The 13,706-nt window shown below is 57.3% G+C and carries 7 protein-coding genes; all 7 read right to left on the reverse strand.

Annotated features, from left to right (window positions below; all coding sequences use genetic code 11):
- Window positions 1-314: 314 nt before the first annotated feature.
- Complete coding sequence (locus tag QZ554_RS04235) at window positions 315-6,281, reverse strand: alpha-2-macroglobulin family protein (RefSeq protein WP_297194626.1); 5,967 nt, start codon at window positions 6,279-6,281, stop codon at window positions 315-317.
- Window positions 6,282-6,527: 246 nt separating this feature from the next.
- Window positions 6,528-6,986 (reverse strand): HU family DNA-binding protein, encoded by a 459-nt coding sequence (locus QZ554_RS04240; RefSeq protein WP_297194627.1) that lies wholly within the window; start codon window positions 6,984-6,986, stop codon window positions 6,528-6,530.
- A 323-nt stretch (window positions 6,987-7,309) separates the two neighbouring features.
- Window positions 7,310-9,652: a hypothetical protein gene (locus QZ554_RS04245; RefSeq protein ID WP_297194628.1), complete on the reverse strand. Its 2,343-nt coding sequence runs from the start codon at window positions 9,650-9,652 to the stop codon at window positions 7,310-7,312.
- A gap of 3 nt (window positions 9,653-9,655) precedes the next feature.
- The gene (locus tag QZ554_RS04250) at window positions 9,656-10,579 is read right to left on the reverse strand and encodes a DUF4249 family protein (RefSeq protein WP_297194629.1); all 924 of its coding nucleotides are present in this window, start codon (window positions 10,577-10,579) and stop codon (window positions 9,656-9,658) included.
- Entirely contained in the window at window positions 10,576-11,403 is an 828-nt protein-coding gene (locus QZ554_RS04255; RefSeq protein WP_297194630.1) for a hypothetical protein, read from the reverse strand. Before QZ554_RS04255 ends, QZ554_RS04250 begins: the two co-directional genes overlap by 4 nt.
- 57 nt (window positions 11,404-11,460) lie before the next feature.
- Entirely contained in the window at window positions 11,461-12,279 is an 819-nt protein-coding gene (locus tag QZ554_RS04260; protein ID WP_297194631.1) for a hypothetical protein, read from the reverse strand.
- Between the two features lie 56 nt (window positions 12,280-12,335).
- Window positions 12,336-13,160, reverse strand: coding sequence for a hypothetical protein (locus QZ554_RS04265; RefSeq protein ID WP_297194632.1), 825 nt, complete (start codon window positions 13,158-13,160; stop codon window positions 12,336-12,338).
- Window positions 13,161-13,706: the final 546 nt, after the last annotated feature.

The following is a 13,706-nucleotide window of genomic DNA, read 5'->3' on the forward strand; positions in this document are numbered from 1 at the left end:
TACACACGTGTACACTCATCCCTCCTAGGTAGGAGGTATTCGCTTGGCATATCTACACTAGGAGATAGATACTTCTATCTTCGGCGTATGCTCCTTGACGACCTCGCATTATTGTGATTTCATGCATCAGACCAGAAGTATCCCCTCTGCAAATCTAAGGGATCGACCCTGCCCTCCCCCGCACACATCCCCACGTCTCGCACCGTCCCTCCCATCCGTGTGCTTACCCCTAGGGACACCGCCCCCTAGAGACGACGAGGGGGAGAGCTCTCGTGAGCCCTCCCCCTCGTCGTCATTATGTACCCAAAGCTGGGTTACCTCATCTGCTGGACGAGCTGTCTAGGTGAGGCGGCTGTGTGTGCTGAGTACTCGGGGGCATAGGCCGACTGCGCCCGAGTGACGAGCCCCGAGTAGAGTCCTGTGCGTGTGACGTACTGCTCATACTCTAGGACATACTCCCCTCTGAGGAGATGGTCGAAGTAGAAGTTCGTCTCCTTGTCCTTCGGCTCTACATAGTAGCCCGTACCTGCTCCCCACTGGTAGCTAGCCGTCTGTACAATAGGCTCTGCGAAGCCTGGACGAGGATCACGTAGGGTGACAAAGTCCAGATCCTGCGTCAGGCGAAGTGTAATCTTCGTCGTCAAGCGGTCACCTACCCTCAGCGCATAGCCCTCGGTGAGGGGGAGGAGTGTAGGCTTGCCATCACGGAGCGTCTGGACGAAGGTCTCACGGCTTATCTGCAGCTCCTTCCCTCGTGCCTCCACTTGGCTCGTAGGGATCGTGTAGCGAGCAAAGGCAGAGCCCCATACCTCTCCATCGGCCTGCGTCGTGACAGCCATCTTTCGCTCAGGGCGAGAGGTGGCGGTGAAGGGTCGGGAAGCCTCTATATACGCACCTTCCCAGCGATAGACCTGACCATCGGTGAAGGGGAGCTCGACCGAGGAGCTATTGGCTCGGCGAGTGCCACTGCCCCCATCTATATCTAGTGAGAGGGCATAGATCGCCTCGGCGGTGGAGAGGGAGGAGTTCCAGGAGGTCGCTCGCTTCTGATTGATGATCCAGCGCTGCATCTCCCGCATGGTCTCCCGCTCAGCCTCGGGGGAGACGACCCGCATAGCCTCCAGCGTGCTGGTCATCGTCGGCATCGTGCGGTTGATCCAGAAGTAGCCACGGAAGACCCTATTGGCATAGAACATCCCCGTCTTATCCTGCTGGAGATATTCACGTAGCGAAGCGATGAGCCCCTTGGCCAGCGAAGCGTCTCGTCCGTAGGCAAAGACTACGGCAGCCAAGGCCTTCTCCGAGAGAGGGAGCTTGTGCGCCATCCGCTTGAGCTCCGTGTAGAAGAAGGAATGAGCCTTACGCACCTCCCCTTCGGGCTTGTAGAACCCTCGATGCTCGGCGAGTGCCACGAGGTAGAGGTAGTCCAGATCGGTGTAGGAGTAGGAATTCTTTTTCTTTAGTCTAAGCGCCCTCCGATACTCCTCGATGATACTAGCCTCTATGCCACGGAAGCCTCGGCGGACAAGCTCCTGAACCCGCAGGCGATCAGCCTGCTCCAGTCGATCATAGGAGGGGACACGTAGCAGTAGGCGTAGTACGCTCTCCGTCACATAGGGGCTCCCCTTCATGCCTGGATACCAGCTCCACAGACCGCTGGAGAGCTGGAGGTCGGAGAGCTGCTGCAGGATGCGGGAGAGGGGCACTTCCCTCGAGGGGTTCTGAAGGTACTTCAGCAGTGTGGCTTCACGTGCGGCCTCTCTATCGGCGACATCCATCCACGGGGTCTGTGCACCCGTCTGGAGCTTCAGACTATCATCGGCACTGAGACGACCACGCTGGGCAGCAGGTAGGGCATTCCAGCGTGCCTCGAACCACTCACGGAAGCCCTCGGCATGCGACACCTCCAGTGCCACCGACTGAGCATAGAGGGCTGCGGCAGCATCTAGTGCCGAGCTTCCCTTGAGGTAGCCGAGGTCGGGTAGGGCAGAGAGGGCTAGGTACAGTGGGTTGGACTCTATACGCAGGTCAAATCGCCCACGCTCGGGGACAAAGCCATTCTGTGGGAAGAGACTGTCTAGGACGATCTCGTGTCGTCCCTGTCGGCTGATGTTGAAGGCAAGGCTCTCCGTCATCTCCTCCTGATCCGTGATGACGGGTACGAGGTGCTGCTCGCCGTCCGAGGAGGTCTTCCCTCGGGCGATGACACGTAGCCCGACGGAGTCAAGCCCCTCATAGCCACTGACGGGCAGGACGATATCGGTCGAGTGCCCTGCTGAGAGATCAAAGCTCTGCTCTTGGCTACAGAGCGTCCGCTTCGTCTTGGGCTCAAAGAGCTCTAGGGTGAAGAGACCTCGCTGGGCGACCTTCGACCCATTAGAGACGGTGGTGGAGATGCGGACACTATCCCCCTCACGGAGGAAGCGGGGGACATTGGGGCGTACGCTGAAGTCCTTGTAGGCCTCTATGCTCTCGGTATGCCGGAGGAGCTTCATATCGGAGGTGTGGGCTAGGACTATGAGCTTCCAGCGGGTGAGGGTCTCGGGGACACGTGCGCTCCAGCTGACCTTACCCTGCTTATCTGTGCGCAGGAAGGGGTAGAAATAGGCACTCTCATTGAAGTTCGTTCGTATAGAGAGCGGAGCCAGCTTTGTGGCATCCACCCGACGAGGCTTAGGATCATTCTTAGAATCATTCGACAGAACCCTTATCTCATCGGGCTTTAGGACTTCATCCTGAGTGTCCTTAGAGGCGTAGCCAACCACCATCACCTCTTCTAGCTGAGGGCTGCTCACAGAGGCCAAGCCTCGTATGCTTATTGACGAAGCTTTCATCGCTCTCGCCCCATAGAGAGCTCCGGAGAGTTCCATCTGGAGTCCCCCATCATAGGAGTCATCGGAGATCACATTTTGGTCATACTCATCATCAGCCTTGACGGGGGGCGTGACGGGCTTCGGTGGGTAGACAAAGTCCCCCTTGGCTTCGTCATCCTTGAGCTGCTGCAGCCAGGGTGGTGTGGGCACACTCCCCCCGAGGTGGAATCGGATATGGGATCGGTAGAAGTCGCTGGAGAGGCTATCGATAGAGAGTGCACCTATCAGAGGACGATCATAGTCTAGGGAGAGATGCCCGATCTCATCGAGGGAGGCATCATACATCCATACAGCGACAGAGGCACTATCCACACGCTTCCCCTCGTGGCTGAGGGTGAAGCTCCACTGCTCCTGCCCCCCTGCTAGGATACGATCTCTGAAGGTATCCCACTTGAGGGTCAGTGATCGCTTGGGTTGCTCACGACGGATCGTAGCGGTACGCTGGGTCAGGACGCCATGGTGCACCATATAGAAGTGGATGTCCAGCTGGTCGGGAGTAAAGCCATTCTTAGGCAGGGGGGCATCGAAGACGTTGATGGCCTCTGCTCGAGAGCGAAGGAGTCCCTCTGCGATACGACCACCCTGATAGCTCACCTCGTAGAAGACATATCCTCCCTCTAGCCCACTCATCCAGTAGATGCGAGCAGGGCGGGTAGAGCTATAAGTCCCGGAGGCTGGCTGGATGAAGAGAGGTAAGCGCATCCCGGGTAGACGTCGGTCTCGTGCCCCATCGTAGAGGTAGAAGGTACGCTTGCCCTCATAGCTCACACCTCGGCCATAGTCAGTGGAATAGGTGAGCGTATAGCGACCAGCCGAGAGGGGGGCTAAGAGGGTCTTGAGGTGGATGATGCTATCGAGCTGGACCTTGCCTTTGTGTAGCTCTCGGCTGTCCTGACGAATGCTGTAGGAGACGGACAGAGGCTCATTGCCCTCGTCGTAGCCATACCTACGGAAGGTCAGGATCGCATCCTCCTGCTCCTTGTTAATCAGTGGGGAGATCCAGGCTTGGATAGCGCTGACGCTACGTCCTACGGGTAGGTTGATCGTCTCGCTGTGGCTCTCGCCCGTACCATCCGTCGTGCTCACATACAGACGATAGCGGTACCAGGAGAAGAGCTCGTCCTCCGACCGCTCATCGGCTGTCTGCTCGACCTCACGAAGGCTCGCTGGGATGACGAAGCGCCCCTCAACATCGGTCGTCAGCACACTATCGACGAGTATCTTATTGTCTCCGCCACGGGCACCCTCACCCCAGGGAGCCCAGGAGTAGCGATTGGCCACGAGGCGGTAGGTCACCTTCGCTCCTGCGACACCCGTACCACTCAGGGTACGTACCTGCCCTGGGATCGACACGGTCTGACCGACCTGATAGGGAGGATCGGGGGGCGTGAGGAGAAGCTCTGTCGCACGTCGCTTGTACTCTGCCACCTCGAAGGTCTGAGCCTCCGAGCGGGCTGTGTAGACCCCGGGGCGTGCCGCCTGCTGGAAGAAGGCTCGCACATAGTACCGCCCCGAGAGGCGGTCAGTAGGCAGGGTGAAGTCCACGGCGAAGTCTCCCCATCGGCTGGGGACAGCCTCTCGCCGAGCGACCTCCTTGCTATTGGTATCATAGAGGCGTACGAGCACAGCTCTACCAGTGAGTGACCGAGCCGTCTCTATGAGGCGTCCTACCTCGGCTGTCCAGCCATAGACCCGTACGGTCTGTCCGGGACGATAGGCGGGACGATCGGGGGTGATCCAGATCATATCGGCTCGTACATTGGGGTCGTAGGTAAAGTCCTCATCAGGCTCCTCCTCATAGATCTCCCCATCATCGACTCTAAGGGGGTCAGAGGCATCCGTTAGGGCATACAGCTCGGCATCCTCATCCACCGAGTGTAGCCCGAGAGCATCCGTCTTGAGCTTCTTCAGCAGGGTGTACTCAGGCTCTGTATTATCCTTGCGGTCGGCCTCCTCATAGAGACTGATCCAGGTGGAGGCGAGGGGGCGACCCGTCATGGCCTCGAGCCACTGCAGACGAGAGCCATTCGTCGTGTTGATACGCTCGAGGGTAAGGTACTTCGTATAGGTAAAGTACTCCTCATCGGTGGGTGTACCTGTCGTAGCCCGTGGATCGGGGGTGACCTCTATGTACACGCAGTAGTTCCCCACTCGTGGTAGCGGGAATTCGATCGTCTGCTCCTTTGAATAGCCGAGACTATCGAGGGTGAGGGTAAGGTGTTTCTCCTGCAAGGGCTTGTCGAAGTCGCCTAGCCTCCACGACACTTGGTCTGGGCGAAGGATCTTCGGAGCAGCATAGAGACAGAGGCGCACCTTACTCACGAGATAGCAGCTGGGAAGCTTTACGGTGAGGGTATCCCTCCCCGTGACGCGTGCGGGCACGTGCATATCATAGGTATAGGCGAGGGCATTACGGTGAGCCTCACGGAGCTCCTTCTGCTCCTTGGCCAAGAGGCGTGTTGCCCGCTGGATGAAGAACTCGAGGAACGAGGCATAGGCGACCCCTCGGCGTGGGTAGTACTGGCGCAGCGCTGCGATATAATTGCTGATCTCGGGGGTGGAGACGTATTTGTGGGCGAAGGCATAGATGAGCTCCTCGGCTCGTGCATTCGTCAGCTTCCCCTTCTCGGGCGAGAGCTGCAGGCGGAGGCTGTGGAAGTCCACAAAGCTCCGAAAGTAGACACTACTCCCCCCCTCAGCGATAGGTCGTATCCAGCCCATGGCCTCGGTGAAGAACGTGGCATAGCGGGTCTGCTCCCTACGCTCCCGAGCATGGAGGAGGGCTAGCTGACCTAGGAGCTCTGTACCCAGCGTCTCGACTCCCACGACTGGCTCGTCGCCGAAGAGCTCCCGATACTTCCCGAGAGGCTCGTTGAGGACCTCCTGTGATCGGCGTAGCTTCTCCACCAGCTCCTGATAGCGCTCCTGATACTGCAGGCTCGTCCAGGAGGTGGGGTCGTAGAGGGTGCTGTCCTTCGCCTTGGAGCGGAGGATATCCTCTTGATAGAAGTATGAGGGACGTACACGCTCATAGCTGTATAGGGTATAGAGGGAGAGCATGGCCTGCTCATATCGCCCGAGCCAGGATGATCCCCGTAGCTCATAGAGCGTGCGGAAGAGCCCTGTACGATGCTCTTGGTCGATGCGTCTCCAGTTCTGCCAGATGGCATCCTGTGCTATGAGGATATGATAGAGGTTGTGCTGGTTCTGCCCGAGGAGGGAGAGTTCCTCGGCTGCCTTGATCGCACTGCGAGGGAGGTCTTCCTCCTGCGCTCGCTTGATCTCCTTGATCAGTGCTTCTGCGCTTTGGGTCTTTCGTTGGGCTTGTAGCTCCATCGGGATATGTAAGGCTAGGCATCCAAGAAGGATTACGAGGAGAGCTCCTCGGACAAGGGATATGTATCGCATAAGGGGTCGCTATTAAGGGAAGACACGACTAAGTCCGTACGCTACACCTCATCCACATACGCAGCTAAGGGTACCCGTACCGACATCACTATCAAAGGTAGGAAAAAGTGAACGATAGAGGGTGGAGCCACGCAGGGTAAGGCGCATACAGGACGACTAGCTCTAACGACAAACCCCTCCACCAGTCGAACTGGGGAGGGGTTCGCTAAAGGGGAGCCCTAGGGGCTCAGAGGATGAGGAGAAGGACTAGATCCCTACACCGCCACCACCGGGCTGAGAGGGTACCTTGGGCGTCTTGGGTGTCTTTGCACCCTTAGCCTTGGGGTTATCTACGCTGAGCGAGGCGGCACGGGCAGCCTGTCGGATCTTAGACTTGGGGAAGTAGCGGACACGTGGCGCACGGAGCGTCTGAGCGGAGACGTCCTCCTCCTTGAGCAACTGTCGGGAGGAGATCATCAGGCTGAGCATCCCGAGTTCCCCGAGATCGACTGCGAAGCCATCCTGTAGGTAGCCCTCCACGATATCGGTGAGGGCGACGATACACGCCCGGACATCAGCTCGGGTGAGCGTCGTGGCAAAGGCGACCGAACGCTCGATATCCGACAGACTCTTTCGGGGATGGGCTAGACGCTGTGCGAAGTAGATCGTCTGACCCTTGTTCTTGCCAAGAGTTGCCTTCTTGGACTTGACTTGAAACTCAATCATGGTCTATGAGTATATAAAATGAATAAATAGAATTAACTCATCGCCGAGTGGGGAGAGCTGTGTGCTACAGGGCGGGGATTCGCAGTCTCTAGCTCGCTGGGTGCACCACTGAATATATAGAGTGAGCAACAGATGCGAGGGCCTCGTCTTGGGCTTCTTCCCTCTCGACATGACAAAGGTAGAGCAGACTTTTTGTCCCACCAAATCACCCCCATAGGTACATATCACAATGCCCTCTCCCCCAAACTCAAAAAATTTTCATCACCCCCACCATCGCCCCCCTCTCTTCCTCCCCGACCGAGCCCCCACTCCCCTCACTGACGCTAGAAGCGCATCTCCCAGCGCACCGAGGGGACGAGGGAGAGGATGCTGAGCTGTCGCCAGCTATTGCGCTCATAGAAGATGAGATAGGGGTTCTTCCGATTGAGGATATTGTAGATCCCGATCGTGAGCTCATGGCTCACCCGACGTCTGTGCCAGAGGAAGGCATAGCTGAGGTCAAAGCGCATATATGCGGGCAGCCGATAGGCATTGAGTGAGGACATCTGCGTACGAGTGGTGGCATGATAGTCCCACAGATAGGAGCTACTACCTCCGCTCACCTGTGCATTCCAGAAGGGGAGCTCCTCAGCCTGATAGCTCGCCACTGGGATCGTCATCGTACTCCCCGAGGTCAGATAGCCCGCCAGAGAGAGGTGTTGCTCACGTCGTGCGGTACGGAGCACCTCATAGCGGGACTGGACATTGAGGATATGTGTCCTATCGTAGCTAAAGGGATAGGCTCGTCCCCCGTTGAGCTCGGGGAAGGTGCGGGTCGTCCGAGAGAGCGTATAGGAGAGTGAGCCCGTGAGCCGTCCCTGACGCTTCTCCGCCCATACCTCCAGGCCATAGGAGCGACCCCGCCCCGTGAGGACATCTTGCTCCCAGGAGACATTGCGCTGGGAGAAGTGGTTGAGCCAACTGCGGTTGGCCGTGAGCCCCGTGAGATGACGGTAGTATCCCCCGATGGTGACATAGAACGTAGGTGTACTCCAGACACCCCCGAGGTACCACTGATCGGAGTGCTCGGGACGGAAGCGACGAGAGGCAGGCATCAGCAGGTCAAGCGCCCATCCTACGGGGAGCCCCTCTAGGGTGTGCTGGTACTGGGTGAGGCGGTCGTAGGTCGCCTCTAGGCGGAGGGTACGAGTGAGTGGCACCTGCCCCTTGAGACGGACATCGAGATTATGGAAGATATGCCCATCGGCATCTCGGAAGAGGTCATAGCGTAGACCTCCTTGCAGGCCATAGGCTGTAGCCTTGTAGTCGCCCTCGGCATAGAGCGAAGCTAGCGTAGTCCCTCCCCTCGGGCTCCCATCCACCGTCCTCGTCTCCTCTAGGGATAGGGACTGCATCATCGGGTGGAAATGCTGTCGGCGCAGGTCAATCCCTGCCCCAAGATCTATGCTACGGACTCGGGTGGTGAGGTGGCTACGTAGGGCCAGCTCACTCTTGGTCGAGCCGAGGACGAGCCCCCTCTTATCCTTGTCATCATAGCTGTGCTGTCCCTGCTTCGTCGCATGGTCGGTATAGTACACAGAGGTCTCTAGCCGTAGACGATCCTGAGGGGTATAGATCCAGCTGGCCTTGACCGCCCTATTGGTCCAGCCTATGGTGACCTTGTTCCGATCGACATCCCGCTCTTCTTCGCCTAGATAGGCTAGGTAGTCGTTGCTCCCGAAGAGCCAGACCTCGGCCGAATGCTGGGGAGAGAACTCATAGTGGAGCTTGGCATAGAGATCCTGTACCTGAGCGTTGAAGTCCCCCGTGACGCCCTCCTCGCTAGAGAGCGCCTTCAGCAGGAGGTACTCGGGACGAAGGAGGGAGGAGCGCCCTGCCACCTGATAGGAGAGTCGATCTCCGATGAGTCGCCCCTCTAGTGCCCCACCCACCATCAGAGGGGATAGGGCAAAGGCACCCCGAGTTCTGCCCGAGGAAGGCCTACGGCTACGTATCTGTAGGAGGGAAGAGGTAAAGTCCCCCGAGGAGGCAGTGATCCCACCCATCTGGAAGGTGGACTGCCCTACTATATCGGGGTGAAAGACCGAGAAGAGCCCGAAGAGGTGCGTAGGGGCTGTGATCGGCACGCCGTCCAGCTCCGTCCTATTGTTCCCGCTACCGCCTCCTCGCACATAGAAGCCCATACCACCCTCCATGCCCTGAGAGACTCCAGGCAGGATCTGAGGGTAGCGCATCACATCGACTTCGCCTGCTAGGGTGGCAAAACCCTTGACATCCGCTGGGGAGTAGCCGAAGGTGCTATTGCCACGAGTGACCCCTCGCCCCACCACTGTGACCTCTCGGAGCTCCGTCCTCCGTGGATCGAGAGTGAGCTCTGCCCTCTGCCCCGATCGGAGAAGAGCCACCTGCTGCCGATAGCCATCGGCCAAGAGGATCACACGTAGACTATCTACACTATAGTCAAAGGCGAACTGCCCCTGTCCATCCGTCCACGCAAGGCGATGCCCCTGCATCGTCAGGACCTCGACTCCCGACACGACACGTGCGGTCTCTCTATCCCGTATGCGACCATTGTAGTGCTGCCCTTCGGCTCTCTGTAGCCCGAGGAGCAGGACGAGCCCAAGGAGTAGCCCTGTGACACCCGTCTGCCTGATATGCTGTGCCATATATTATATAGGTAGTGCCTCATGATAGTAGTAGGCCGTCTGATAGTAAGCTCCGAAGATGCCTAGGCCATGCTCTATATTGGAATAAACGACCGTTTGGTCAAACCATGCTGATGGATCGCCCTCACTCTCATAGAACTGCATCTTCTCTATCACCGAGCGCAGGTAGCGGTCATACTCGACCGAGGCTGCACGGAAGACCACGAAGGAGGCCTGTACCGGAGGATGCTGTACGACGAACTCATAGGGGAGTTCCTTCTCCCCTCCTCTAGGTGGGACGACACGTGTATAGTAGTGATAGAGGGCAGCCTGCTGATGGTCTGGATCCCACTTGCTCAGCTCTCCTATGCCGTTGAACTGGTCTACACGTCTATGGTCGGTGGCGATCTCCTTGAAGAGATCTACTTTCGGATCTTGCTCCAGAGTGGGGAGGCGCTGGGGGTCAGCGGGGAGCTCCTTGAGGCTAGAGCGCAGGCAGAGAATCCAATAGGGCTCACTAAGCTGCCTCTGGATGAAGGTGCGTGTGGTAGGGCTACGCCGCCCCCTCTTGCGCCGTACGGCCACTGGAGAGGGCATCGTAGTGGTCGCACGGAGGGTAGGACGCCCGGGCACCTCCACCTCCAGCCGATAGTGACGCCCAGGCGTAGGGCGGAAGTGGAGTTCCCAGTCCCCATAGCCTGCCTTGGTGAAGACACCGACAGCTGTCCCCTCCTCATAGAGGGTCGCTGTGGCCTGCTCTACCTCATCGAAGTAATGCCCCTGCCCCATCTCCTTGCTGTAGGTGAGCTTGAGACGCTGGAGATCGGTATTGGCCAGGACGCAGGAGGCGACGACCTGCACCTCCGCCCGAGGGCGAATATTGATCTCCTCGGTGCAAGAGACGAGGGCTGTGAGCGCCAGGAGGAGGACAATAAGTCTCGTGCTCATTTCAGCTCTACCTCTAGCGTGTCTCGGAGCACCTTGCCCTCCGTAGTCTCTAGGATGGAGACCAGTTTGGTCTTGATGGGGAGCTCCTCGGGGCGACTCTTGAAGCGGAAAATCACCGTAGGTGGTGCCATCGGCTCCATCGAGAGCCACTGCCTGATCGTCGTCACCTTACCCTTATCCGAATAGCCCCAGAGGAGAGCCTTTCGGCGGTAGGAGATGATTTGACGGGGACTGAACTCGTCAATGATAAAGTAGTCGTTCAGCGAACTCTCCGCAGGCTGCCCAAAGAGAGGCGAAAGGGAGATGATACGGAAGTCCTTCACCCCCGTAACCCGATAGGGCCAAGTCTTACGAGCGACAGCATCTACCCCCTTGCTGCCCGAGGCCAAGCTCCTCGATCCACCAACCCATATCCGAAAGTCCTCCCTTAACTGACGCTCTAGCTGGGGAATCGAGGGAGCAAGAAGTGGTGCCTTTTTTCGCCCAGGATGATCCAAGTCATACTGGTCTTGGTAGGTCAGAGCTTCCATCTCAGGATAATCCAATCTAGTATCCTTTAGGTCATCAGCTCCGGTCATCATCCATAGAAGAAACTTGCTGGCTTCGACAGCTTTCCCTTTTATGCGCACATACTCGTGGCGACGATAGACTTTACCTAAAACATCCTCTACCACCTCGACATCCTCTAGGGGTAGGGTAAACATCTGGGTGCATACCCTTGGACGGAAGTGTAAGGTCGCACTCTCCCTTGGGATGTATGTATCTCCGCAGGAGCTAGCCCCCAGCACTGCGACGAGGGCGAGTAGTGTAGTACGTATGTTCATATTAGTATGGAGTAGTTTTATATGTCGTGTCTGTGTAGTATCAGTGGGAGGATGTGCTCATCTCAGCTCTACCTCTAGCGTGTCTCGGAGCTCCTTGCCCTCCGTGGTCTCTAGGATGGAGACCAGTTTGGTCTTGATGGGGAGTTCCTCGGGGCGACTCTTCAGGCGAAACATCACCGTAGGCGGCGCCATCGGCTCCATCGAGAGCCACTGCCGAATGTTCGTCACCTTATCCTTGTCCGAATAGCCCCAGAGGAGTGCCTTTCGGCGGTAGGAGATGATCTGACGAGGACTGAACTCATCAATGATAAAGTGGTCGTTCAGCGAGCTCTCCGCAGGCTGCCCGAAGAGGGGCGAGAGGGATATGATACGGAAGTCCTTCACCCCCGTAACCCGATAAGGCCAAGGCGTGGGGGGAGGCCCCGATATGATCCGATCACGGCTGATCCTAGGCTTCCGTCCCCTCGCCTCGGGTCTATTGTTGTAGTCACGAGCCAGCTGACGCTCCAGTTCGCTATTGCGAGGAGCGAGCCCGTGCTCTCCTCGACCCAGAGACTCATACCAGTGGCTCCTAGCCTGCTCGCTGGGGTCTCTCTGAACCCATTCTCGCAACCAGGGTGCTCCTGTCATCACCCAGAGGACAAAGTCCTCGGCTTGGACCGCCTCATTCTCTACGATATAGAGACGTCGGCTGGTGTACGTATTCTTGCCAAACGAATGCGTCTGCACGACAGAACGCATCGGTCGGCTTACGATCTGATCGCAGACCCTCGGGTAGCCGAGGAGGTGGGCTTCATCGCGATCGACATACCAGTCTCCGCAGGAGCTAGCCCCCAGCACGGCGACGAGGGCGAGTAGTGTAGTACGTATGTTCATAAGAAATGGGGTGTTTTGATGTGTCGTGTCGGTGTAGGATTAGTGGGTGGATGTACTCATCTCAGCTCTACCTCTAGGGTGTCACGCAGTTCCTTGCCCTCCGTGGTCTTTAGGATGGAGACCAGCTTGGTCTTGATGGGTAGCTCCTCGGGGCGACTCTTCAGGCGAAACATCACCGCAGGCGGTGCCATCGGCTCCATCGAGAGCCACAGCCTGATCGTCGTCACCTTATCCTTATCCGAATAGCCCCAGAGGAGCGCCTTTCGGCGGTAGGAGATAATCTGACGAGGACGAAACTCATCAATGATAAAGTAGTCATTCAGCGAACTCTCCGCAGGCTTCCCGAAGAGAGGCGAAAGGGAGATGATACGGAAGTCCTTCACCCCCGTAACCCGATAAGGCCAAGGTCTAGGATAGGCTGTGGCTTTAGAGTCACTCGACGTACTCAGCGCTCGAGTTGAGGAGATGTAACTCCGATAATCATGCTCGAGCTGTTGCTCTAATGGTCGCATGTGTGGAGCCTTAAGCTCCCGCCCCTTCATTGTATGATACGTCTCGTATACATTCTCGTACTCTTTACTTTTCAGGTTGGGATACTCTGCTCGTAGCTCCTTCAGATCATCCTCTCCTGTCATCATCCATAGGATAAAGCGATCCGCCTCGACAGCACCATCCTCCAGCATCTCTGTCGTCTTGGTTACGAAGTGCTTATTACCAGCCGTACCAGGAATCTCTTTGTAACGGAGAGGAAGCGTAATAATCTGTGAACATTCCCGAGGCTGAAAGTGCATCGAGAAGGTATCCCGAATTTCCCTAGTATCTCCGCAGGAGCTAGCACCCAGCACAGCGACGAGGGCGAGTAGTGTAGTACGTATGTTCATATTAGTATGGGGTGTTTTGATATGTTGTGTAGATGTAGTATCAGTCGGTGCGTACACTCCCCTGTCTCTCCAGTATCCCAGAGGGTAGACCGCTGAGGTCTGCTCCTACGTCCACTAGAGGGGACAGCCTGCTCCACCCATGGGGACGCTGGCAGGGAAAGCCATCTATCCTTGGCTACGTGCATCATCGGTGTGCCGTTAGTTAAGTATCCTTACCGCAAATATAGCGATTAGACGGAAAGTATCACACGCCCTTAGAGCGAAAGGAAGATCAAGGCAAGGCATAGGGGGATATAGGACACATAATGCGGTAAGCAGGGGGAAGATAGCGCACTCTATATTCCTCTCGGGAAGAGCTCCACAGCAGGAGCGAGAGCTAGAGACGAACTGATAAGTCGAAATAGGTGCAATAGGTACAATGAGTCCAATAGGATGGCGAGCAAAGTGCGTGGGTAGCCTAGCCCGTGAGGGAGGCCTACCGCCTACTCCAGGAAGAGGGGAGCCAAGAGCGTGAGCAGACCCGTTAGCAGGCCTCGCTCAGCGAGG

The sequence above is a fragment of the uncultured Porphyromonas sp. genome (assembly GCF_915070105.1).
GTDB lineage: Bacteria > Bacteroidota > Bacteroidia > Bacteroidales > Porphyromonadaceae > Porphyromonas.